Below are 22538 nucleotides of genomic sequence, written 5' to 3'. Positions count from 1 at the left end.
GCAACAAACAACCCGTGCTGTCAGTTCAACTGCTCTTTACGCCGGTACGGAAACACGTCTATTACCTTGCCGGCCCGAATGGCGTCCTGCAGGCTTTTCCAGTAATCGGCCTGATACAGGTCGCCGTGCAACTGGCTGAACAGTTTGCGCTGGCCCATGTCGGCAAACAGAAACGGAGGGAATTCCTCGGGGAATACATCCAGCGGGCCGATGGAATACCAGGGCTCGCTGGACATTTCATCTTCGGGATAGCGCGGTGGTGGAATCACCCGGAAGTTGGCTTCGGTAAGTGCGCAGATTTCGTCGTAGTCGTAGAACACCACACGGCCGTGACGGGTGACGCCGAAGTTTTTCAGCAGCATGTCGCCGGGGAAGATATTGGCTGCCGCCAGTTGCTTGATGGCCAGGCCATAGTCTTCCAGCGCTTCGAGCACCTGGGCTTCGTTGGCGTGTTCGAGGTAGATATTGAGCGGCGTCATGCGCCGTTCGGTCCAGCAGTGGCGCACCAGTACGGTATCGCCTTCGAGCTCGACGGTGGACGGCGCCACTTCCAACAGTTCTGCGAGGCACTCGGGGTCGAACTTGGCTTTGGGAAAGCGGAAGTCGGCAAATTCCTGGGTATCGGCCATGCGCCCTACCCGGTCGACGCTTTTCACCATGCGGTACTTTTCAATCACCGTGGCGCGGTCGACGTTCTTCGAGGGCGAGAACTTGTCCTTGATGATTTTGAAGACGGTGTTGAAGCCCGGCAGGGTAAACACGCTCATCACCATGCCGCGCACACCGGGGGCCATGATAAAGCGGTCGTCGGTGTTGGCCAGGTGGTTGATCAGCGAGCGGTAGAACTCGGATTTGCCGTGTTTGTAAAAGCCGATCGAGGTGTACAGCTCGGCAATGTGCTTGCCCGGCAGAATACGTTTGAGGAAACCGACAAACTCCGCCGGAATCGCCACGTCCACCATGAAGTACGAACGGGTGAAGGAGAAGATGATCGACACTTCGGCTTCATCGGTAATCAGCGCATCCACCTGAATGCCGCGCTCCTCACGATGCAGCAGCGGAATCACCAGCGGCCATTGCTCGTCACGGGTGTAGATGCGGCCCACCAGGTAGGCGCCTTTGTTGCGGTACAACACCGAGGAAAACAGCTCGATGCACAGCTCCGGGTCTTTGCACACCCAGTCCGGCAGGTTGGCGCGCAACTGGCCCTCCAACCGCGCCAGGTCGCGGTTGAGGTTTTCGTAGGGCACGCTGAACTGGTAGTCGGTAAATATCTGTTCGAGCATGCCGGCCAGGTTTACCTGGGGCATATAGGTGCGGGTTTGCGCGCCGCGCTCGTGGCTGCGCAAGGACGGGCGCGTGGTATGAATAAACATGCAGCCGTCGCTGATCAGGTCGTGGCTGAACAGGCCGCAGAAAATCGAGTTGAACCAGGTTTCGGCCAGCTCATCGTCGAACCGGCTGTCGATCAGGTTGATATAGGCGCTTTTCACCAGCGGCCACAGGTGCACATCCAGCAGCACTTCGTCTTTGAGTTTTTCGTGCAGACGCTGGCTGACTTCGCTGACTTTCTCTTCGTACAGGTTGATCCGCGCGGCCGAGGCCTGCTGAATTTCCTGCCACTGCGCTTGCTCGAAACGGGCACGGGCACCATCGGTGATCTGTTTGAAATGCTCGCGATAGTCGTCGAAGCCGTCGAGGATCAACCGGGCGATATCGGCGGCGGGCCATTGCTGGGGCATAGGAAGCTCTCGGCAGTTGAATTAAGGCAGCAAAGAACGCCGAGCTTAGCCAGATGAGGCGACAAGAGAAAGCTACGGCCGAGAGAGATTTGCCTGGGAATGCATTTCCCGGGAGACAAATGCTAACCATTCTCGATAAGATCGCCGCCGCCCTGCTCCGTCGTCTGTGAAAAGGAAGGTCATGTCCCGCCGTAAACCTGATGCCACTGAAGCGCAAACCTATCGCAGCTTCTACGCGGACATTCTGCATTACCTGCGCAAACGCACAGATAACGCCAGCGATGCGGCCGACATGACCCAGGACGTTTTCACCCAATGGCTGGGTTACCGCGACCAGGCCAGCGTGGAGCAACCGCGCGCGTTTCTGTTTCAGATGGCGCGCAATCTGCTACGCGACCACTGGCGGCGGCAGAAGGTGCGCCAAGGGGTGTTTGCCGAACAGTTGGGTGAACCTGGCGACATCGAGGCGCATATGACCATCACCCCAAGCAATGAGCCGCTGGCCCGCGCGCAGCAGCAGCAACACCTGGAGCGCCTTGGCGAGGTGCTTGATGAGCTCTCGCCGCGCCGGCGTGAAGCCCTTATGCTGCACCGCTTCGAAGGGCTGAGTCAGGCCCAGATTGCCGACCACATGGGAATTTCCGTGAGCATGGTGGAAAAACACATCGCCTTCGCCCTGCTGCACTGCAAGCGCCGGCTGGACCATGAACACGACCAGCCACAGCAGCACGGCAAGGAGCCGTCGCAATGAACGCGCCTGTTGAAACGCCACTCAATGACGACAACAGCGTCGACGCCCAGGCCGCCATGTGGTTCAGCCGCAACCGTGGCACCAATGCCGACCCGCACGCATTCAGTGAATGGCTGGCCACCCCGGCCCATGCCCAGGCCTATGCCGAGTTCGAAGCCCTGTGGGGCGAATTGGGCGCGCTGCAAACGGTGCGCCAGCCCGCGCCCGTGGTGCAGCTGGGCAGTCGCCGTGGCTGGCGCCCAGCCTTGGCGGTGGCCGCTGCCGTGCTCTGCGCGCTGCTGGCCATGAACCTCGGGGCGCCGCACACCCTCTACACGCAACAAGTAGCCGCCCAGGCTCACGGCAGCCGCCAGTTGCCACTGCCCGACGGCAGTACCTTGTTCGTCAATGCCAACACCCGGCTGACGATCGACTTCACCGCGCACCGCCGCGATATCCATCTGCTGCAAGGCCAGCTGTATATCGACGTGGCCGCCGACAAGGAGCGCCCGCTGTGGGTGCATGCCGGCGATGCTCAGGTGCGGGTGGTGGGTACCGGGTTCGATGTGCGCCGTGGCCAGCGCCAGTTGGTGGTGACCGTCGCCCACGGCCAGGTCGCGCTGATTCCCACACCCGGCAGCGAACCCACGTTGCTGACGGCGCAGCAACGCGCCAGCTACGACTACCGCAGCGGCCAGCTGCAGCAGACAGTTCTCGAGGCCAGCCAGGTGGCCGATTGGCGCAGCGGGCATTTGTCGTTCCGCAATCGCGACCTGGCCAGCCTCGTCGATGAGCTGGCCTTGTACCGCGACCAGCCGGTGCAGCTCACTGACCCGGCGCTGGCGAGCTACAAGGTGTCCGGCAGCCTCGACGTCAACGACCCGGACGCGCTGCTGCGCGCGCTACCGGCCTTGCTGCCGGTGAAAACCGTGATTCTCGGCGATGGGCGCGCCAGGATTCAGCCACGTAAAAAATAGATGCGAATATTTGCTATTCGCATATGAGGGTTTTTGTTCGTCCCGCGTCTTCCTCCTGTCTGCACCGTCCGCGCAGACCTTTTTATGGCCGTGTTGGCCACTTTGGGGGAATAAATGTTTCGCGTGCACCACTACCTGCAAAGCCCTTACGCCCGCCCTTCGCTGGTCGCCCTGTGCGTGGCCTTCAGCGTGCAAGCCCAGGCGCAGGATTTTGCCCTGAACCTGCCTGCCCAGCCGTTGGCTACCTCACTCAGTCAGGTGGCCCAGCAAACCCAGGTGCAGCTGCTGTTCGATGAAACCCTGCTGCGTAACGTGCAGGCACCGGCCCTCAGCGGCACCTTCGGTGCAGAAGACGCCATTCGCCACTTGCTGCGTGGCAGCGCCTTTACCTTGGTGAAAGTGGACAACACCTTTGTGGTGCGCGCCAGCGAAGTGCCGGCCAACGAAGAAGGCATGAGCCTCGGCGCCCTGAGCATCGTCGGCGACGGCGCCCAGGTGGACTCCAACAGCGTCGGCCGCTCCACCCTGAGCCAGGTCGACATCGACCGCCGTCAGCCCAATAACATCGGCAGCCTGCTGTCCACCCTGCCCGGCGTTACCGCCGGCGGCTCGCCCAAACCCGGCGGCCAGACCCTCAACATCTGGGGCATGGGCGATGCCGAAGACGTGCCGCTGACCCTCAACGGCGCGCCCAAATCCGGCTTTGAGCGTTACCAGCAAGGCACCATTTTTATCGAGCCCGAGTTGATCAAAAGCATCGAGGTGGAGAAAGGCCCGCATTCGCCCTTTACCGGCAACGGCGGTTTTGGCGGTACGGTGAACATGACCACCAAAGATGCCCCCGACCTGCTCGAACAGGGCCGCGACACGGGCGCCATGCTCAAGTACGGCTACAGCAGCAACGACCATCAGCAGATCTACACCGGCGCCGCCTATGGCCGCACCGACAACGGCATGGCCGACGCCCTGGTGTATTACACCAAGCGCGACGGCGACGATCTGAAACTCGCCGCCCAACGCCCCGACCCGGACAACCGCTACCCGATCAACCCCAAGCGCTTACCCAACAGCGCACAGGACCTGGACGCCGAGCTGTTCAAGATCAACTTGCACCCCAACGACGAGCACAGCCTGGGGCTGTCCTACACCCGCTCCAACAGCGAGCGCATGACGCCGTTCTCATCCAACAGCTACCCGACGCCGCCCACCGCCGCCAACATTGCCCGCTACGGTTACGAAGGCGCCCTGCGCCGCCTGCTGGCCGACCGCAGCACAATCGACACCACCTGGTCGGCCAAGTATGAATACCAGCCACTGGATAACCCGCTGGTGGATATGTCATTGAGCTACTCGCACTCCAAGACCGAGCAGACCGACGAGCGTGGCGAAAACGCGTTCTACCAACCCGCCACCGGCGGCAAGAAGATGGACACCTCCTACCGTGACGACGTGCTGGAACTGCGCAATACCAGCCTGTTCGAGACCGGCCCGTTTGCCCACGCGCTGACCCTGGGCAGCCAACTGCGCAAGCACAAGCGCGACACCCTGATGTATATGCCCGGCGCCACCTACGACAAGCCGCAGTACAACTACGGCCACTACCAGCCCGGTTTTATGCCGCGCGGCAAAGTCGACAGCCAGGGCTACTACATCAAGGACGCGATGACGATTGGCGATGTGACCATCACCCCGTCACTGCGCTTCGACGAAGTGCGCAACGACGGCAAGAAAAACCTCGCGCCGCTGTACAACACCCCCGGCGTGCATGACTACAGCAGCCAGACCTACAGCGGCTGGTCACCGCGCCTGTCGCTGTACTGGGCGCCGCTGCAACAACTGGCGTTCTTTGCCGACTACAGCAAAACCTGGCGCGCGCCGGTGATCGATGAGCAATACGAAGTGCAAAGCCCTACCAGCACCCGCAACCGAACCAGCCGCGACCTGGACCCCGAGCGCATCACCGCCCTGCGCGCCGGCAGCGTGTTGACGCTCAACCGCCTGGTGGTCGACAGCGACAACCTGCAAATCCGCACCACGCTGTTTCGCAACGAGATCAAAGACGAAATCTTCAAAAACCTCGGCATCGACTGCGAGAACCAGTACAACACTGGCGGCACCATCAGCAACAGCTGCCCGGCCGGCAATCGCCCGATCTACCGCAACCTCAATGGTTCCACCATCAAGGGTTTCGAAGTGGAAAGCTTCTACGACTCCAACTGGGTATTCGGCGCCATTTCCTACTCGTGGATGACCGGCAAACACGACGGCGCCTACCTCAACCCGTGGGGTCCGGACGTGTGGGCGCGGGATATTGCGTCGCCGAAATTCGTCACCACCCTGGGCACCAAGATACCGCCGCTGGACATGCAAGTCGGCTGGCAAGCCGAGTTCGTGCGCAAGACCGACCGAGTGCCGAGCGAAGACTGGGCCAGCGACTTCCCCTACGACGAAGCCGAAAACGACAACTACGACGTACACAGCCTGTTCGCCAACTGGAAGCCCCACCAGAAGGGCCTGAAAGGCACCGAGGTGAACCTGACCATCGACAACCTGTTCAACAAGGACTACATCCCGCAACTGAGCGGCGACGGCGTACGCAGCCAGGGCCGCAACGCCAAGGTCAGCATCACCCGCTTCTTCTGATGCGCGCCCCGGCCAATCATTCGCGATGCTCTTGACCTGGCGCTATAGATCTACCGCTTTTGATCTGGCTTTTGATCTTGATCTGCCGCCCCTTCAGCGCAGGCCGAGCGCAGTCGTTGCGCAAGGGGTTGAGCGGCAGGAGCCGCGAAAGGCAAAGACGGGCCATGGATGGCCGCGTTTTGCCGACCCCTGGAGCAACGACGTAGCGAGGGGAGTCGGAGCAAAGCGGAGACCCAAGGTAGGGGCAAGATTTTTTGGTTTCTTTTTTATGGTGCGGCATTCCGACGACTGAAAAAAGAAACTCGCGCGTAAGGCGCGAAACAAAACGCCCCGTGCACGCGATAAAAAAGACCTCCGTTGAATTGGATACCGCTACGGCTCTTTGCTTGAGACGTTAGGTGCGCATCCGTAAAGGTGCGGGTAGATAGAGATCAGCAGCATCAAGGCACCCACTCCCCGTCCAACCCCCGCCGCGCCAGGCTTGCCGCCAGAAAATCAATAAACGCCTGCACCTTGCCGGTAGCGCGGCGATGGCTCGGGTACACGGCCAGAATATTCGGCCCGAACGCATCGGGATCGATCTCGTAATCGGTCATCACCCGCACCAGGCGGCCATCGGCCAGGTAAGGGCCCACACTCCATTCCGGCGTGTGCAACAGCCCCGCGCCTGCCAATGCCCCCGCCAGCAACAGATCGTAGTTGTCGCTGCGCAGCCGTGCCACCAGCGGATGCGCCAGGGTCAGCCGCTGGCCGTCGCGCTCCACATACCAGAGAAATTTATCCAGGGCCGAATGCTGGTACACCAGCCATTGATGCGCGTTGACGTTGAAGGGCGTCAGCGGCTCGGTGTTACGGGCCAGGTATTCGGGGCTGGCGCAGATAAAAATCCGGTTGCGCCCTACCCGCCGCGCAATCAAGCCCGGCAGATCGCTGGGGCCTTCGCGCAGGGCTAGGTCGTAGCCGCTTTCCACCAGGTCGACAAAGGCATCGCTCAAATCGATGTGCACCGTCAGTTGCGGGTACTGCACCAGAAAGCCTGCGCACACTTCATCCAGAAACGCCCGGCCAAAGGCCAACGGCGCGGTGATGCGCAGGTTGCCGTGCAGGCCGTGCTGTAGCTGGCCGATTTCCTCACCCACCTCATGCAGGCGCTGCAGCACCTGCCGCGCAGTTTCCAGGTACAGCCGGCCGGCTTCGGTGAGCACGGTGCGCCGTGTACTGCGCTCGAACAGCCGGCTGCCCAGCTCCGCCTCAAGGTGGCTGACCGCCTTGGTCAGCGCCGAGGGCGTCTTGCCCAGTTGCTCGGCGGCGCGGCTGAAACTGCCGTGTTCGGCGGTGGCCACGAACATGCCTAGGGCGCTGAGTTTATCCATGGGTTTTTCCAATCAGGCAAAAGAGTTTTGCGAAGCCTGGGCGTTCTGCGGGCCCGACGTTGTCGCTAGTCTCGCCACCAGACCAATAAATACAAGGGGTTTTCCATGAAAAGGTTCATTCCGAACCTGTTGGCGTTGGCGGTGGCTTTTTCCTCGATGGAATCGATGGCCGCAGCTGATCTGGTGCTGTTCAACGGCAAGGTATTTACCGCCGAAAGCAGCCAGCCCAAGGCCCAGGCCCTGGCGGTGGAAAACGGCAGGGTGCTGCAGGTGGGTAGCGACGCCGAGATCAAAGCCCTGGCAGGCGCCAACACGCAGGTCATCGACCTGGGCGGCAAGGCGCTGATGCCCGGCATGATCGACGCCCACTCCCATGCGGTGTTCGGTGGCCTGGAAATGGCCTCGGCCAATATGGCCGATGAAGTAGTACCGTTGGCCGAGCTGGAAAAACGCCTGCAAGGCTGGCGTGCCGACGGCAGCGCCGGGCATGGCGAAGTCCTCACCGTCGCCGGTATGAACTCGGCCTACTGGGCCCAGGCCGAAGAGATGGGCAAGCGTTTCAACCAGGGGGAATGGGCCACTACGCCCATCGCCTTTATGGGCAGCGACCACCACACCGGTTGGATCAACGCCGCCATGCTCAAGCGGGCCGGCATCGACGCCAAGCTGATCAAGACCCTGCCGGCCGCCGAAGCCGACACCATTGGCAAACTGAAAAACGGCGAACCCAACGGCTTTCTGGTAGACGCCGGCTGGGACCGCGCTGCCAAAGCGCTGCCGCCACCCAGCGATGCCGTACTGCTGAAGGCCGGTGAGGCCGCCGTGAAATACAACAACAGCCTGGGCATTACCGCCTGGATGGACCCCGCCGCCAACGCCGCGCCCGGTGAAGCCGTGTTTGCCATGCACCCCACCGAGAAATCGGTCGGCATCCTGCCGGTGTACAAAGCGCTTTCCGAAAAAGGCGAACTCACCGCCCATGTCGCCGCGCTGCTGGTCGCCAACGGCAAAAGCCGGCCGAGTGATCTGGATGTGCTGGCCAAGGTGCGGGACCAGTTCCAGGGCATCCCTAACCTGACCTTGCCGGGTATCAAGATTTTCGCTGACGGCGTTATCGAATACCCGGCGCAGAGCGCGGCGTTGATTGACCCGTACACCAACTCGAACAAGCGCGGCGAGCTGCTGATCGACCCGAAACACTTCGGCGAGCTGGTCAGCGCCATCGACGCCCGTGGCTGGCTGGTGCATATCCACGCCATCGGCGACCGCGCGGTGCGCGAATCGCTCAACGGCATCGAGCAGGCGCGCAAAGACCGCAACAGCGGCGTGACCCACTCCATCACTCACTTGCAGCTGGTAAACCCGAAAGAGTTTGCCCGCTTCAAGCCGCTCAACGTGATTGCCGCCATGCAATTGCTGTGGGCCGCAGGGGATGAATACACCATTGATATGGTCAAGCCGTACGTCAGCGCCTTTGCCTACCGTTACCAGTACCCGGCGCACTCGCTGCTCAAACAGGGCGCAACGATTTCCGGTGCCAGTGACTGGCCGGTGTCCAGCCCCAGCCCGTGGTTGGCTATTGCCCAGGCCATCAGCCGGGAAGGCGAAAAAGGTGTGCTCAACGCGGACGAACGCATCGACCGCGAAACCATGTTCTACGCCTACACCATCAACGCCGCGCGGACCATTGGCTTGGAGAAAGAGATCGGTTCGCTCAAAGCCGGCAAGGCCGCCGACTTCGTGATTCTTGACCGCGATGTGTTCACCGTGGACGCCAAGAGTCTCGGGGAAACCCAGGTGCTCAACACCTACTTTGCGGGTAAGCAGGTTTACGCCCCCGATGCGCGTTAACAGCTCGCGGCTCCCGTAGGAGCCAGCTTGCTGGCGAACCCTGGAAACGACCTTCACGAATGAAGGTTCCAGGGTTGGCCACCAATCGGAATGCCGTCCAGTCGCACCTGCAAAAAACCAATAAAAAGCCTCACCCCCGCTCCACCAATGGCCTGTTGCATCCAGGCCTGCGGCGGAGTCTTGACCTCGCACTGCCCTATAACAAACACAACATTGGGATAACACCATGAAGCACGTTTTGCTCGCAGGCCTCGCCCTGTTTCCGCTCGCCAGCCACGCCGCCATTCCCTTGAATGACGACTTCGCCGTACAGGTCGACCTCACCCTGGCCAGTGACTACCGCACCCGTGGCATTTCGCAAACCCAGAACGATCCCGCCGCCCAGGTCGGCGTCACTTTGCTGCACAGCAGCGGCCTGTATGCCGGTCTGTGGACCTCCAATGTCGACTTCGGCTTCGGCCTTAAAACCCGCCAGGAAGTGGACTACTACGCCGGCTGGTTCTGGCAGGCCAACGACGACGTCAGCCTGGACCTTGGCTACATCAAGTACGCCTATCCCAAGGAAGGCCAGTTCAACCAGAGCGAGGTCTACGGCATCCTAAGCGCCTATGGTTTCAAGGCCGCTGCTTACTACTCCAACGATGCGCCCAACTACGTCGGCAAAGACCAGGACACGCTCTACAGCTACATCGGTTACGAAACCGTGTTGCCCGCCGATATCGGCCTGAAGCTGCGCTACGGCCGCGCCGATTTCAAAGACCCGCTGTACTTCAGCGCCAACGGCACAGGCAGCGATTCCTACCGCGAATGGGAAGCCAAACTCACCTATGACCTGTTCGATGTCACCTGGGGCCTGAGCTATATCGACACCGACCTCTCCGACGACCAGTGCGCCAGTAACTACGGCTTTACCGACACCTGCGGCTCGACCGTGGTGGCCAGCGTGAGCAAGTCGTTTTAACTTCTGCGGCGTTTGCCTTCTTTGACAAGCGCCGCGCTCTCCTACACCGCCCCTGTAACTTTCCTGCAATCTTCCCGACTTATTCTCCGGGCACTTTCCGCCGCTCTAGAATAAGGTCCTGCCGCATGCTGCGCGCCCTGGCTGTAACCGAACGCGATACCTGGATTCGCACCGTCACCTTTCTGATTCTGGGGTTTATCTGCTATGCCCTGCCCTGGTCGGTGTTTGCCGCCCTGCCCACCCCCGCCAATGACACACCGGCCTTGCGCATTCAGGGCTCCAACACCATCGGCGCCAAACTCGGGCCGGCGCTGGTCAAAGGGCTGTTCGAACAACAGGGCCTGAACAATATCCGCATGGAACCTACCGGCAACGACAACGAGCAACGCCTGATCGGCCAGAACGCCAAGGGCCAGAACGTGGTGGTTATCGTGGCTGCCCACGGCTCGGGCACCGGTTTCGTAGCATTGAAAGATGGCAGCGCCGAACTGGCCGCCTCCTCGCGACCTATCAAGGACAGCGAGTACAACGACCTTGTCGGCCTGGGTGATCTGAAAGCCCGAGGCGCCGAGCAGATTATTGCCATCGACGGCCTGGCCATCATCCTGCACCCCACCAACCCATTAAGCGCGTTGAGCACCGAGCAACTGGCGCAGATCTTTTCTGGCGACGCCAAAACCTGGGAAGCCGTGGGTGGCAAAGGCGGCCCGATTCACCTGTATGCCCGCGATGACAACTCCGGCACCTACGACACCTTCAAGGAACTGGTGCTTGCCAGCCATGGCAAAAGCCTGGGAGCTGGTGCCAAGCGATTTGAGTCCAGCGAGCAATTGTCGGATGAGGTGGCGCAAGACCCGGCCGGTATCGGCTTTATTGGTCTGCCCTATATCCGCCAAGCCAAGGCAGTAGCCATTGCCGATGGCGACTCGCAGGCCATGCCGCCGTCCACCAGCCTGATTGCCACCGAAGATTACCCGCTGTCGCGCCGGCTGTTTTTCTACATGCCGCCGACCGTAAAGAATGCCTGGGCCGACGCCTTGGTGAAATTTGCGCAAAGCCCCGAGGGCCAAGCCATTGTTGCTAAAACCGGGTTTATTGCGCAGACCGTGCACACCATCAAAGTGGCCCCCAGTGACGACATGCCTAAGAGCTACCAGGACTTGGCGCGCAACGCCCAGCGTCTGTCGGTGAACTTCCGCTTCCAGGAAGGCAGCGCCACGCTGGACAACAAATCGCACTACGACCTGCAGCGCGTCATGGACTACATCAACGACAACAACAAGCTGAACCGGCAAGTGGTGTTGCTCGGTTTCGGCGACCCCAAGGCCGACCCCGCGCGTGCTGCCTTGCTGTCGAAATTGCGCGCCATGACCGTGCGCCGTGAGCTGGCCAAACAGGGCGTGATGTTCCGTGATATCGACGGCTTGGGGGACGAACTGCCGGTGGCGGCCAACAGTGCCGAAAACGGCCGGATCAAGAATCGCCGAGTTGAGGTGTGGGTGTATTGAGGGTTACTCGTTGAACTCGGCGGATGTCGCCCAAGGGATATCCGCCCTACCCTGTTTCGTCCACGACCAACCCATCGCTCCCAGCGACATCGCCTCCACGTAACAACGCCCCTACAAACGCCTGCATTTGCGAGCTGTCACTCAGCTCGTTACTCTTCGCGCTGCGGCGTTGTGGGCCGTGAACAGGGAGCAGTTATGAATAACGTGCATGTCGAATATGTAAGGCTACGCGGTCAGCAATGCTGGCGCGTACGTATCGGCTATCGGGGCGTGACCTTTCAGGAAGAACTGGCCGCCCGTACCTTCGCCGCACAGTTGCACCAGCGTTTGACGTGGTTGCGCGCGAGAGAAAACGCCGGCGAGCTCGACGAGGACGATTGAGCCCGTGTCGATCGCGGTCCCGTAGGAGCCAGCTTACTGGCGAACCCTGGAAACGGTGATCGCCCCAAGAGCTTGGCGAGCAAGCTCGCTCCTACGGAATGTGTTTACGCCGTTAGAACCCCACCGTAGCCGATACCAGATACGTGCGGGGCGTCGACAACGTCAGCCCCGGCTCGCTGTCATCGGAGGCACCTGCCGAGCTCCAATAGCGATCATCCAGCACGTTCTCGACACCCACTCGAACGGTAATGTCCTTTTCGCCAGCCTTAAAGGCGTAGCGCGCGCCCACATCAAAGCGTTCCCAGCCATCGATTTTCTTGCTGTTGGCCTGGTCCAGGTACTGCGAGCTGGAATGAATGCCGCGGGTGGTCAAGGTTAACCCCGCCAAACCCGGCACATCCCACTCAGCGCCGAGGTTAACGTTGTATTCAGGCGTGGCCGGTGCGCGATTGCCGTCCGAGGCGCCGCCCACCGTGCCGTGCAATTGGCTGTCGATGTACATCAAGCCGCCGAGCACGCGAAACCCTTGCAGCGGCTCGCCAAACATCGTCAGCTCAATGCCTTTGTTTTCCCGTTTGCCGTTGGGGCCGAACACCCGCGAGGTGGCGTTGGTTTCGTACGCCGGTTGCTTGATGCGGAAGGCGCTGGCGGTAAAGGCAAAGCTGCCCACATCCAGCTTGGCGCCCACTTCCACTTGCCGGCTGATAAAGGGCGGGAAGATTTCGTCCGGGTATCTGGACGTCGACGGCGCTACTTTCCCTTGGCTCAAACCCTCCATGTAACTCGCGTACACCGACACCTGATCATTGACCTTGTAGAGCACGCCACCGGAAGGCGACACCTTCTCTTCGTCGTAGGCGGTATCGCCCTTGGCATTGTTGTTCCAGTCATCCACCTTCACGCGCTGCCAGCGCGCGCCGAGGGTGAACTGCAGACGGTCCTCGAACAAACCCAGGGTGTCGGACAGTGCCAGGCCGCTGTAGCGGTTCTCGGTGTACACCTTGGCATCGGGCCGGATCGGGGTGACGGGGATTGGCGTTGGCACCGGGTCGTACAAGTTGCTTGGCGAGGCTGCATAGCGGGCACCGCCGTTGGTGAAGTCCATGTAGAAGTAGCTGGCCGCCAGGTTCACTTCATGGCTGACAGCGCCGGTGTTGAACCATTTACGCACCCCGGCCATGGCCGTGCGAACCGATTCATCGCGGGTGAAATCACGCGGTTGCACGCTGAAGTCGCCGGCGTCATTGGTGATGGGCACGTTATGGCGCAGGAAGGTGTGATTGCTTTCGCGCGCGCCGGCGGCGGCATAGGCCAGCAGCGAATCGCTGAGGTCGTATTCACCATTGAGCGTACCGAAGGTGTCGTTGGTGCGTGCCTTGCTCCAGGCTTGCGCGTAGTTGCGGCGCACATCCTCGGCATCCGGCACCTTGGCCAGGGCGCCGATCAGTACGCGTTCTTGCGGGGCATCGGTATCGCGTTCGGTGTGGCCGATATCGGTAGACAGGCGCAAGCGTTCGCCACGAAAGTCCAGGCCCAGTACGGCCATTTCGCGGTCAACGCTCTGGTGGTCCCAGGTGGTGTCACCGGACTGCTTGACGCCGTTGAAACGCAGCCCGAACTGCTCTCCTTCGCCGAACCGACGAGCAATATCCACGGCACCGCCAACCTGGCTGTCGGAGGCATAGCTGCCGGTAAATTCGGTGAGCGGTTTGTCGCCCGCGCGCTTGGGCACCACGTTGATGCCACCGCCCACACTGCCGCGCGGCGAGATGCCGTTGATCAACTGCGTCGGGCCCTTGATCACGTCGACCCGGTCAGCCATTTCCATGTCGATGGAATACGTGGGCAGTACGCCATAGAGCCCGTTGTACGAGACGTCGGTGTTAAACAGGCTGAGGCCACGAATGGTGAACTGCTCGTAGCGGCCACCGGCCGGGTTGGTGGCGCGCACCGACGGGTCGCTGGCCACCAGATCGTTGAGCGTGCGGGCTTGCAGGTTCTTCACCGTCTGGCTGGTGTAGGTGGTGACGCTGAACGGCGTCTCCATAAAGTCGCGCGAACCCAGCAGGCCTACCGAGCCGCGACGGGCCACCTGGCCACCGGCATAGCGCTCGCCGTCGCTGCTGTCGGCGTTGGCGGAAATAGTCGCCGGAGCAATTTCCGCAGCCCCGGAGGGCGCCGGCACCAGGGTGTAGGCGCCCTCGCCTGTCGGCTGCAGCCGCAAACCGCTGCCGCGCAGCAAGCGGGCAAACCCCTCTTGCACCGCGTACGTGCCCGACAACCCCTCACTGCGACGCCCGCTGACCAAGGCTGGATCTACCGAGAGGCTGACGCCGGCCTGGCTGGCAAAACGGGTTAACGCGCTGCTCAAGGTGCCAGCAGATACCTCATAACTGCGCCGGGCGTCATCGGCCCAGCTTGAATTGAACAGAAGGCTGGCCAGGCTCAACATCAGGCCCAGATGGGACAACGGACGTAACACGTATGACGTTCGACGAGGCAATGCTGCGGACATAGGAAGAAGCTCTCGATTTTATTCACTTGCCTGAAATGACCGGCGAGATCAAAAAAGGGGACACGCTTCAGACGCTATTTTTTCGCGGCACCACCGTAACCCAGTAACGCGTGCGCGAAACCACCTCCACCGGCAGGCTGGCTGCCAGCAAAGTCAAAACCTGGTCGGTGTTATCCACCTGGAAACTACCGGTCACGCGCAGCGCCTCCAGTTCAGGCGCCCAGCGCAACAGGCCGGGGCGAAAACGGCTCAGTTCGCGAAGAAAATCCCCCAGCGGTTGGTTTTCGGCAATCAACACACCGTCGCGCCAGCCAGGTTGCGCGACATCGAAGCTGCCGATAGCGCTGGCACCAGTGGCCTGCAAGCGGAGCTGCTGGCCTTGGACCACCAGCAGTTCTGCGCCCGATAGCGGCTGTACCCGCACCGCGCCACTGATTACCGATACCTGGCAGTCGTGCTCATTCAGGCGCACACACACGTCACTGCCGCTGGCGAGGACCTGGCCATAGGGCGATGCGATGGTCAGCGTAGAGCGTTCGGCCACCGTCAACGCCATCTCGCCGCGCAGCAAGGTCAGGCGGCCGGCGGCGAGGTCGACATTGACCGCCGTATCGGTGCTAAGCAGCAACGAACTGCCATCGGCCAGTGCTACCCGTTTGCGCTCGCCAGTGGCGGTATGCAGGTCGGCGGTCCAGGCCGCCAACGGCAATTGCCGAGTCAGCAGCCAACCGGCAGGCACCAGCGCGGCAATGCCCAGGGCTCGTTTCAATGCAGCGCGGCGTGCCAGGTCGGGGCGATCCAGCGTCGCCATGGCCAACTCCGACGGCACGCTGGCAAAGCGCTGGCGCAATTGCTGCGCTTTTTGCCAGGTGCTTTCGTGGCGGCCATTACTGCTGCGCCACTGTTGCAGACGCCGATGGTCTTCCTCGGTCGCCGCGCCGGACTCCAGCAGCGCCAACCACCGGGCCGCCGCACGCGCAACTTCGAGTGCCTCAGTAGGCGGTGACGTGCTCACTCGAGGTCCACCAACAGGCAATGCTCGTAGGCCTGCGCCATATAACGCTTCACCGTGCGCTCCGACACCTCCAGGCGCTCGGCAATCTCGCGATAGCCCAGGCCATGCAACTGGCTCAACAGAAATGCGCGACGTACCTGAGGCAGTAAACCGTCGAGCAATTCATCCAGTGCATGCAAGGTTTCCAACACCACCCACCGTTGTTCCGGCGAGGGCACGCACTCCTGAGGCAGTAGCGCCAGCGCTTCCAGGTACGCCTGTTCCAGGCTTCGGCGACTGTAAAAGTTGCTCAGCAGCCGCTTGCCCACCGTCAGCAGATACGCCCGCGGCTCGCGCAGCTCGGCCAGCGACTGCGAACTGGCCAACACCCGCAGGAACGTATCCTGGCTGAGATCGGCCGCATCCCAGGCATTGCCCACCCGCCGCCGCAGCCACGTTTCCAGCCAGCTGCGGTGGTCGCGGTACAACGTGCTCAGGCTGTAGTCCGGCGGTGTAGCGGCATCAATCATGGCTTGAAGGCCTATCCACAAAAACAAATGAGAATAGATTCTATTTAAGACTCTGCCTCATACCAAGAGATTTGTTTGTGCTCGCCAATGCCCGTTAATTTTTTGCGACGGTTTGCGTGCTGGGCGCAAAACACGGAAACACAGCCAAGATTTGGCCGAAAACTCCCGGCCGGGAAAGGAACGAGGCGATAGCAGAGCGAGGGCCACCCTTTCAATGTGGGCGCTTCCTTCTTCAACTGCCGTTGGCCAGGGAGAGGCCGCCCATCATGAAAAAAAATCCCTTCACGTACCCAACACCAGAACTTGCCGAGATCTACGTCAAAGACGTACCATCACCAATGGTGACGATCATCGAATCGCCCCTGTTTTCCAAACGTTGGCCAGACTATTGGGAGGAGGAAGAACATGGCGCATTCATGTCCTTTCTCGCCAACAACCCAGACGCCGGCGCCGTGGTGCCAGGTTCGGGTGGTTGCCGCAAGGTACGGTGGAGCATGGACGGCAGAGGCAAAAGCGGCTCCGTGCGGATTGTCTATACGGCTCAGCTCGGCAGTGGTGCCTTGGTCGCGCTGATCATCTATGGCAAGGGCACTACCGAGACCATTCCTGCACATGTACTACTCAAAATCGCCAAGGAGCTGAACCATGCCCCTCACTGAAAAAGAATTGATCGCGCGCGATGCCAAACGGGACATCGGCGAAGAACTTTTGCAATCCATCCGAGACGTCAAGGCTGGCCGCCATGGCGCTGTTCACAAAATCGAGCCCACTGAAGCCGCACAGGCGCGTAGCAAGACAGGCCTGTCCCAACCGAAGTTTGCCGAGCTACTGGGGGTATCGGTTCGTACACTGCAGGAGTGGGAGCAAGGGCGACGCACTCCCTCGGGCGCGGCACGGTCGCTGTTGCATATCGCTGCATCTCGTCCAGATGTTTTCCGTGACGTGTTGACGCAGTAGCGTTTTGGCCAACACTTGCTCTCGTAGTGCCTTAGCCAAACAGTGCGTTCAGGCGACGTCGAAGGGGAAGCTATGTGTGGCCGATACACCAACACTCAAGACCTCGACAGATGGCGCGACGTGCTCGCCATCATGCAACCCATCGACAATCGCACCGACCCGGCCGCCGGGCCGCGCTACAACATTGCGCCCAGCACCCGTGCGCCCCTCTTCTACAACACCGGTCACGGCCTGGCCGCAGAAGCGGTGCGTTGGGGTTGGGCGCCGCACTGGGCGAAGGCGCGCAAGATGCCGCCGGCGATCAACGCGCGGGTGGAAACGGTGGCCAGTGGCAAGTTCTTTCGCGACATCTGGCAGCAACGTGCGCTGGCGTTGGCCGATGGCTGGTATGAATGGGTGAAACACCCGACGGATCCGAAGATCAAGCAGCCCTATTACATCCAGGCCAAAGAGGGCTCGCCGTTGTTCTTCGCCTCGTTGTGTCAGGTCACACAAGGGTTGGAGCAACACGAAAGTGATGGCTTCACCATCATTACGGCAGCAGCCGACACCGGGCTGCTGGATATCCATGATCGGCGGCCGGTGGTACTGGCGCCTGAACTGGCAGCCCAATGGCTGGACCCGCACACCGAACCCGCCCGAGCCCTGGAGATTGCCACCGAGCACGGCCTGGGCGCGGCAGCGTTTCGCTGGCACCCGGTCGGTAAGGCCGTAGGCAATCCCAGAAATGAGGGCGCGGAGTTGATCGAGGAAATCGACGACCCCGTGCTCTGATTTTCGGAGCTTGATTAATCCAACCCGCTGCTTCGTTGATGACGAAGACGGTACGGCGGTCCGGACATCTTTTCCCTGCGCCTGTTGGCGGAGTTACACGCAGATAGACCCGTACCGAGCCCTCCCCGTCGTTGTCCGACTCTTCCTACCGCGCCACGCCCAGGAGCCCAAAATCCCTGTGGGGCACGCCTCCCCACGGCGCGTAGTCGCGCCTAATCCCCTGCACCTCAGTCAACTCGCGCCCCTGTCTGTACAGCCAGTTCCGAGCGTGCGCCGCATCGAGCGTCGAGGCTCAGACCTGAGCCTTCGGCAGCCAAAAAATAGGGCCGCCGAGCAGGACAGCCTTCGGCCGCACATCTAACCGCCAAGGACCGGCGCACTGCCGCCAATCGCTTGAGCAACGCTGTCGCCAACAAGGAGTAGCCAATTGGCTACAGGTGAGACTATGCTTTACACACTCAACACCACCCCAGAATTTGATACGTGGCTGGATGGCGTCAGGGATACACAGGGCAAGGCAATAATTCTGTCGCGCCTGGACCGCGCTGAGCATGGCAACTTTGGTGATTGCGAACCGGTAGGCGAAGGCATAAGCGAGATGCGTGTGTTCGTCGGCCCGGGCTACCGACTCTATTTCGTGCGCACTGGGCGCACGGCGTTTCTGGTGTTGTGGGGCAGCGATAAAACCGATCAACAACGAGGCATCCGGCGCGCCAAAGCGCTGCTTGATAGCCTGCGAGGTATCTGAAATGAGCGCATCTACATTCAACCCTGAGGCCCTGCCGATCCTCGAACTGGATACCTCCGGCACCAGTTCCTACGAAGCCTCCCGCTTTCTCGACAGCCCTGAAGCCATCAGCGCCTACCTGGCCGAAAGCATGAAAGCCAAGGACCCGCAGCTGTTCATGCAAGCCCTGGCCGAAGTCGCCAAGGCCCAAGGTGTGAACAAAGTGGCGCAGCAAGCCGGCGTCAATCGCGAGAGCCTGTACAAATCGCTGAAAGGCGGTGCCAAAACCCGATTTGAAACCATTCAGAAATTGATGAATGCACTGGGTGTGGAGCTCACCGTACAGCCGATGACAGCAGGCGCCGCGAACCCGCAAAAAGCCAAACGTGGAACGCCTGCTGGCGAGTAAGCCCCGGCAACACAGCCGTGCCGGCAAAACTGGCGCCCTCGGGAAAGAATGAACTGGCCACGGACAGCGAAAAAAAGCACTAGCCCTATACAGCAATGGCGCGCCCAGCCGATAAGCACTGACCCGCCCACTTTCCCGGAAATACGGCACATGCTGAAAACTATCCAGGCGCGCTACACAGCCACGCTCGTGCTCTTCGTTTTGCTGATTGGCGCGCTGACCGCGCTGGGTATCAACCTGTGGATCACCCCGAGCCTGACCGCCACCGACCAACGCCAGTTGATCGCACAGGCCTCGGAAATCGGTGATGTGATCAAAACCGAGCTGGCCCGCGTGCAGGCTCAGCAACGGGTTATCACCGAAACAGTGCCGCAACTGGATAACGACAGCATCGACCGGCTGTTGCCCGCCCTGGTCAACCAGTACGGCGAGGCCAAAGTGTTCGGCGGCGGGATCTGGCCGTTGCCCAACAAGCGCGAAGACGGGCGGGCCAAATACAGCACGTTCTACCACCGCGACAGCAGCGGCAAACTGATCGTCAATACCCACTGGAACTCGGCCGAGTCGCTGAACTATTTCGAGCAGCCCTGGTTTCTCGGCGGCCTGAAAGCGCCTGCCGGGCAATGCAACTGGGCCAACGCCTACCGCGATGAAGCCAGCCCCGAGCCCCGGACCAACTGCGCCATGGCCATCAGCAAAGATGGCGCGGCCTTTGGCGTATCCACCATCGACGTAACCCTGGGCTTCTTCAACGACCTGGTTGCGCAGAAAGAACAGGAAGTGCACGCGCTACTGATGATTGTCGAGAGCGACGGCAAGGTGCTCAGCAACCAACCGGAGATCTCCGGCAACAACGTGTTGAAAAATGTGTCTGACCTGGCCGCTCAATACCCCTTTGCCGCCGCCGTGCAGCAGGCCTTGCAAAAGCGCTCGGCTGAAAAGGTTGCCCGCAGCACCTACGAGGACAGCGACGGCCAGGAGTACAACCTGTTTCTGCAGGCCATCGAAGGCACGCCGTGGACCTTGGCGGTAGCGCAGCAAACAAGCGTATTGACCGCGCAAAGCAGCAACGTGCTGACGACGCTGGCGGCCATTCAGATTCCGCTGGTGATCGTGCTGCTGCTAGTCACGGTGTTCGCGCTAAGCCAATTGATGAAGCGTTTGAATGTCCTGCGCGCCAACATCGACAAGCTCTCGGCCGGCGATGCCGACCTGACCCAGCGCATTATCATTCGCGCGGACGACGAAGTCGGCGCGGTAGGCGAATCGGTCAACCGCTTTATCGTCTATCTGCAAAAGATGGTTAGCGAGGTGTCCGAGTCTTCCACGGTCATCGCCCAGGGCATCGAGCAATTGCGCGGGCAGTCCCGTGGCACTAACCAGATCCTGGTGCGCCATGCGAGCGAGACCGATCAAGCCGTCACTGCCATTACCCAAATGAGCTCCACGGCCGATGAGGTGGCACGCAGCGCCGCGCAAACGGCCAGCATGACGCAAACCGCCAACGAAAACGCACGGCACTCCAAGGTGGTGGTGGACGATGCCTCCAACAGCGTCCGCGAACTGATCAGCGAAGTGGAGCTGGCCACCGACAAGGTGCGGTCCATGGAGGAAGACGCCGGGCGGATCAACTCGGTGCTCGGCGTGATTGGCGAAATCGCCGGCCAAACCAACCTGCTGGCGCTCAACGCCGCCATCGAAGCGGCACGCGCCGGTGAGCAAGGCCGAGGTTTTGCGGTGGTGGCCGACGAAGTTCGCGCCCTTGCCGGACGCACTCAGGCCAGCACGTCCGAAATCAACGAGATGCTCGCCCGTCTGCAACAAGGCGTGAGCGCTGCCGTGGTGGCCATGGAAAAAACCAAGCAGAGCTGCCAGGCCACGGTGACCAAAACGTCCAAGGTGAACGAAGGTCTGGATGTGATGACCGAGTCGGTGGTGCGAATCAGCGACCTGAGCACCCAGATTGCCACCGCCGCCGAGGAGCAAAGCGCGGTCAGCGAGGAGATCAACCGCAATATGGTCGCGGTGCGCCATATCGTTGAAGAGCTGGTGGCCGGCGGCGCGCAAAGCGAACAGAGCACCGCCGCGCTGGCGGCCTCCAACGACAAGCTGATTGCCGTGGTACGGCGGTTCAAGGTGTAGCTGACAGCGGCCTCTCCTACATTCCGCGGTGTAGGAGAGGCTTCAGCCTCGAGCTTTTAATTTCGCATCAGGCGGTAAATGCCCTCGCCTTCCTCAAACGCTCAACGACATCGGCTTTTCTCCCCCGGCCTCCAGCCCGAAACACCGCCTGACGACGTTCAAAAACGCCCCATAGGGCCGCCCCAACGCCAGCATGATCACGGTGACGCCCAGCACGCCGCGCAGCAGCTCTTCACCGCTGGCGCCGCTAATGAGCAATATCGCGGCGTAAATCGGTACCTGAAAACTGACTAGCGCCAACGAGTCCCACAGAATCTGCGAACGACGCCGGCTATTGGCAAAGCCCAGCAGCCAGTCTCGCCAGAGCCCGTAGGGCCGGCCGCACACCACCATAAGCAACGCGCCCAGAAGGCGTGCATGAAGTACTTGGTCCAAGGCCAGGCCAGCAACGAAGTGTTCGTTGAGTACCCCGGTCAGGGTGAAGAACAGCAGCAATGCCAAGGTGTCGGCGGCAAACGAGCGCCATCGATGGCGGTGAGAAAACATCACTTACCTCCGTGCATTTCCGGTGCGCGGCGCGCCGGAAGGGTCAGTGAGGTTTGACCCGAGCGCCGGGTGCGGGTGCACACTGATTGCACCCGAGCAGGTGACGCCCGCGTTCGCAGGCGCCTCCCTCTTCCAAGGCCCGACTCAAACGGCCTTTTCAGCATTAAAGCCATCGAAGTTATCGAACACGCCCATAAAGCCTGGAACGGTCGCCTCACGTGCCCAATCACGCTGCAGCTCGCAGTACATCTGCACGCGACTTATGAGCTTGACGCCCGCCTGCTCCATACGGCGCAGGGCCGCTTCGTGGGCGGCCAACGAGGTGCCGCCTACCGCATCCACCGGAACATACACCTCGAAGCCTTCCGCAATGGCGTCCAGTGCCGGGAAGGTCAGACAGGCTTCGGTCCAGAGCGCCGTCATGATCAGCTTGCGACGACCCAGGGCTTTCACCGCCTGCTTGAATTCGGTGTCTTCCCAGCTATTGATGGAGGTGCGGTCGTAGGTGGGGAGGTGGCCGAGTACCGCCTGCAGTTGCTCGATAGGTGGCTTGTTGCGACCGGTGCCAACGTTGACGGTGGAATGGATGATAGGCAGGTTGTAGTTAAGCGCTGCCTTGGCAACGCTGGTGATATTGAACACCAGCTCGTCACGGGGCATCGAGCGGATCGAAGACACCTGGATGGGTTGGTAGTCGATGATGATCAACGCGCAGTTATCGGGTGTGAGCAGTGCGTCGGTGTGGGGGTTGCGGATAGTTTCACTGGCCATTGCTGGA

The 22538-nt window shown here is 61.1% G+C and carries 20 protein-coding genes and 1 pseudogene; 14 read left to right on the top strand and 7 right to left on the bottom strand.

The features are described 5' to 3' along the window. Window positions 1-20: 20 nt before the first annotated feature. Window positions 21-1742: a bifunctional isocitrate dehydrogenase kinase/phosphatase gene (aceK, locus tag PKE98_RS09790; protein ID WP_271195093.1), complete on the bottom strand. Its 1722-nt coding sequence runs from the start codon at window positions 1740-1742 to the stop codon at window positions 21-23. Between the two features lie 181 nt (window positions 1743-1923). Here aceK and PKE98_RS09785 point away from each other — a divergent pair, with 181 nt between their 5' ends. The 3 genes from PKE98_RS09785 (at window position 1924) to PKE98_RS09775 (ending at window position 6092) form a co-directional block, all read left to right on the top strand. Then, on the top strand, window positions 1924-2493 hold the full coding sequence (locus tag PKE98_RS09785) for an RNA polymerase sigma factor (RefSeq protein ID WP_271195092.1): 570 nt from the start codon (window positions 1924-1926) through the stop codon (window positions 2491-2493). Further along, entirely contained in the window at window positions 2490-3449 is a 960-nt protein-coding gene (locus PKE98_RS09780; protein WP_271195091.1) for a FecR family protein, read from the top strand. The genes PKE98_RS09785 and PKE98_RS09780 overlap by 4 nt, the downstream gene beginning before the upstream one ends. 114 nt (window positions 3450-3563) lie before the next feature. Continuing rightward, a complete protein-coding gene (locus tag PKE98_RS09775; protein WP_271195090.1) occupies window positions 3564-6092 on the top strand; it encodes a TonB-dependent receptor in 2529 nt (842 codons plus the stop codon). A gap of 440 nt (window positions 6093-6532) precedes the next feature. Here the strand turns inward: PKE98_RS09775 and PKE98_RS09770 are convergent, their stop codons facing one another. Then, on the bottom strand, window positions 6533-7465 hold the full coding sequence (locus PKE98_RS09770; protein ID WP_271195089.1) for a LysR family transcriptional regulator: 933 nt from the start codon (window positions 7463-7465) through the stop codon (window positions 6533-6535). Between the two features lie 105 nt (window positions 7466-7570). Between PKE98_RS09770 and PKE98_RS09765 the strand changes: the two genes are divergently transcribed. The 4 genes from PKE98_RS09765 (at window position 7571) to PKE98_RS09750 (ending at window position 12166) form a co-directional block, all read left to right on the top strand. Beyond that, entirely contained in the window at window positions 7571-9316 is a 1746-nt protein-coding gene (locus tag PKE98_RS09765) for an amidohydrolase (RefSeq protein WP_271195088.1), read from the top strand. A gap of 226 nt (window positions 9317-9542) precedes the next feature. Continuing rightward, on the top strand, window positions 9543-10277 hold the full coding sequence (locus PKE98_RS09760; RefSeq protein ID WP_271195087.1) for a TorF family putative porin: 735 nt from the start codon (window positions 9543-9545) through the stop codon (window positions 10275-10277). 125 nt (window positions 10278-10402) lie between these two features. Continuing rightward, window positions 10403-11785, top strand: coding sequence for a substrate-binding domain-containing protein (locus PKE98_RS09755; protein WP_271195086.1), 1383 nt, complete (start codon window positions 10403-10405; stop codon window positions 11783-11785). 195 nt (window positions 11786-11980) lie between these two features. Further along, complete coding sequence (locus PKE98_RS09750) at window positions 11981-12166, top strand: hypothetical protein (protein ID WP_271195085.1); 186 nt, start codon at window positions 11981-11983, stop codon at window positions 12164-12166. Between the two features lie 112 nt (window positions 12167-12278). Here the strand turns inward: PKE98_RS09750 and PKE98_RS09745 are convergent, their stop codons facing one another. The 3 genes from PKE98_RS09745 to PKE98_RS09735 all read right to left on the bottom strand — a co-directional run bounded on the left by PKE98_RS09745 (window position 12279) and on the right by PKE98_RS09735 (window position 16205). Further along, complete coding sequence (locus PKE98_RS09745; RefSeq protein ID WP_271195084.1) at window positions 12279-14681, bottom strand: TonB-dependent receptor; 2403 nt, start codon at window positions 14679-14681, stop codon at window positions 12279-12281. Between the two features lie 67 nt (window positions 14682-14748). Further along, entirely contained in the window at window positions 14749-15696 is a 948-nt protein-coding gene (locus tag PKE98_RS09740; protein ID WP_271195083.1) for a FecR domain-containing protein, read from the bottom strand. Then, window positions 15693-16205: a sigma-70 family RNA polymerase sigma factor gene (locus PKE98_RS09735; protein WP_271195082.1), complete on the bottom strand. Its 513-nt coding sequence runs from the start codon at window positions 16203-16205 to the stop codon at window positions 15693-15695. The genes PKE98_RS09740 and PKE98_RS09735 overlap by 4 nt, the downstream gene beginning before the upstream one ends. A gap of 266 nt (window positions 16206-16471) precedes the next feature. Between PKE98_RS09735 and PKE98_RS09730 the strand changes: the two genes are divergently transcribed. The 7 genes and pseudogenes from PKE98_RS09730 (at window position 16472) to PKE98_RS27070 (ending at window position 21214) form a co-directional block, all read left to right on the top strand. Then, window positions 16472-16864 carry a transcriptional regulator gene (locus PKE98_RS09730; RefSeq protein WP_271195081.1) on the top strand — a complete coding sequence of 131 codons (393 nt, stop codon included), beginning with the start codon at window positions 16472-16474 and terminating at the stop codon, window positions 16862-16864. Next, complete coding sequence (locus tag PKE98_RS09725; protein ID WP_271195080.1) at window positions 16851-17162, top strand: helix-turn-helix domain-containing protein; 312 nt, start codon at window positions 16851-16853, stop codon at window positions 17160-17162. Before PKE98_RS09730 ends, PKE98_RS09725 begins: the two co-directional genes overlap by 14 nt. A 72-nt stretch (window positions 17163-17234) precedes the next feature. Then, on the top strand, window positions 17235-17936 hold the full coding sequence (locus PKE98_RS09720; protein WP_271195079.1) for an SOS response-associated peptidase: 702 nt from the start codon (window positions 17235-17237) through the stop codon (window positions 17934-17936). A 445-nt stretch (window positions 17937-18381) separates the two neighbouring features. Next, complete coding sequence (locus PKE98_RS09715) at window positions 18382-18684, top strand: type II toxin-antitoxin system RelE/ParE family toxin (RefSeq protein ID WP_271195215.1); 303 nt, start codon at window positions 18382-18384, stop codon at window positions 18682-18684. A 1-nt stretch (window position 18685) separates the two neighbouring features. Beyond that, window positions 18686-19072: an addiction module antidote protein gene (locus PKE98_RS09710; protein ID WP_271195078.1), complete on the top strand. Its 387-nt coding sequence runs from the start codon at window positions 18686-18688 to the stop codon at window positions 19070-19072. Window positions 19073-19120: 48 nt separating this feature from the next. Next, a pseudogene (locus tag PKE98_RS27075) lies at window positions 19121-20308 on the top strand (cache domain-containing protein); the annotation flags it as partial. A 63-nt stretch (window positions 20309-20371) separates the two neighbouring features. Continuing rightward, window positions 20372-21214, top strand: a complete 843-nt coding sequence (locus PKE98_RS27070) for a methyl-accepting chemotaxis protein (protein ID WP_373877838.1) — start codon at window positions 20372-20374, stop codon at window positions 21212-21214. A gap of 93 nt (window positions 21215-21307) precedes the next feature. Here the strand turns inward: PKE98_RS27070 and alaE are convergent, their stop codons facing one another. Both alaE and PKE98_RS09695 read right to left on the bottom strand, forming a co-directional pair. Then, entirely contained in the window at window positions 21308-21760 is a 453-nt protein-coding gene (gene alaE, locus PKE98_RS09700; protein WP_271195076.1) for an L-alanine exporter AlaE, read from the bottom strand. A gap of 144 nt (window positions 21761-21904) precedes the next feature. Next, window positions 21905-22531: a hydrolase gene (locus tag PKE98_RS09695; protein ID WP_271195075.1), complete on the bottom strand. Its 627-nt coding sequence runs from the start codon at window positions 22529-22531 to the stop codon at window positions 21905-21907. Window positions 22532-22538 lie beyond the last annotated feature (7 nt).

Origin of the sequence: Pseudomonas turukhanskensis, from assembly GCF_027922365.1 — a bacterium.
Taxonomy (GTDB): Bacteria; Pseudomonadota; Gammaproteobacteria; order Pseudomonadales; family Pseudomonadaceae; genus Aquipseudomonas; species Aquipseudomonas turukhanskensis.
The sequence above is the reverse complement of the archived record's forward strand: the minus strand, read 5'-3'. Positions and strand labels throughout refer to the sequence as shown.

Bases quoted from the DNA above. Each gene is read 5' to 3' on its own strand.
- aceK (WP_271195093.1), bottom strand. From the start codon at position 1,742: ATGCCCCAGCAATGGCCCGCCGCCGATATCGCCCGGTTGATCCTCGAC.
- PKE98_RS09785 (WP_271195092.1), top strand. From the start codon at position 1,924: ATGTCCCGCCGTAAACCTGATGCCACTGAAGCGCAAACCTATCGCAGC.
- PKE98_RS09780 (WP_271195091.1), top strand. From the start codon at position 2,490: ATGAACGCGCCTGTTGAAACGCCACTCAATGACGACAACAGCGTCGAC.
- PKE98_RS09775 (WP_271195090.1), top strand. From the start codon at position 3,564: ATGTTTCGCGTGCACCACTACCTGCAAAGCCCTTACGCCCGCCCTTCG.
- PKE98_RS09770 (WP_271195089.1), bottom strand. From the start codon at position 7,465: ATGGATAAACTCAGCGCCCTAGGCATGTTCGTGGCCACCGCCGAACAC.
- PKE98_RS09765 (WP_271195088.1), top strand. From the start codon at position 7,571: ATGAAAAGGTTCATTCCGAACCTGTTGGCGTTGGCGGTGGCTTTTTCC.
- PKE98_RS09760 (WP_271195087.1), top strand. From the start codon at position 9,543: ATGAAGCACGTTTTGCTCGCAGGCCTCGCCCTGTTTCCGCTCGCCAGC.
- PKE98_RS09755 (WP_271195086.1), top strand. From the start codon at position 10,403: ATGCTGCGCGCCCTGGCTGTAACCGAACGCGATACCTGGATTCGCACC.
- PKE98_RS09750 (WP_271195085.1), top strand. From the start codon at position 11,981: ATGAATAACGTGCATGTCGAATATGTAAGGCTACGCGGTCAGCAATGC.
- PKE98_RS09745 (WP_271195084.1), bottom strand. From the start codon at position 14,681: ATGTCCGCAGCATTGCCTCGTCGAACGTCATACGTGTTACGTCCGTTG.
- PKE98_RS09735 (WP_271195082.1), bottom strand. From the start codon at position 16,205: ATGATTGATGCCGCTACACCGCCGGACTACAGCCTGAGCACGTTGTAC.
- PKE98_RS09730 (WP_271195081.1), top strand. From the start codon at position 16,472: ATGAAAAAAAATCCCTTCACGTACCCAACACCAGAACTTGCCGAGATC.
- PKE98_RS09725 (WP_271195080.1), top strand. From the start codon at position 16,851: ATGCCCCTCACTGAAAAAGAATTGATCGCGCGCGATGCCAAACGGGAC.
- PKE98_RS09720 (WP_271195079.1), top strand. From the start codon at position 17,235: ATGTGTGGCCGATACACCAACACTCAAGACCTCGACAGATGGCGCGAC.
- PKE98_RS09715 (WP_271195215.1), top strand. From the start codon at position 18,382: ATGCTTTACACACTCAACACCACCCCAGAATTTGATACGTGGCTGGAT.
- PKE98_RS09710 (WP_271195078.1), top strand. From the start codon at position 18,686: ATGAGCGCATCTACATTCAACCCTGAGGCCCTGCCGATCCTCGAACTG.
- PKE98_RS27070 (WP_373877838.1), top strand. From the start codon at position 20,372: ATGGTTAGCGAGGTGTCCGAGTCTTCCACGGTCATCGCCCAGGGCATC.
- alaE (WP_271195076.1), bottom strand. From the start codon at position 21,760: ATGTTTTCTCACCGCCATCGATGGCGCTCGTTTGCCGCCGACACCTTG.
- PKE98_RS09695 (WP_271195075.1), bottom strand. From the start codon at position 22,531: ATGGCCAGTGAAACTATCCGCAACCCCCACACCGACGCACTGCTCACA.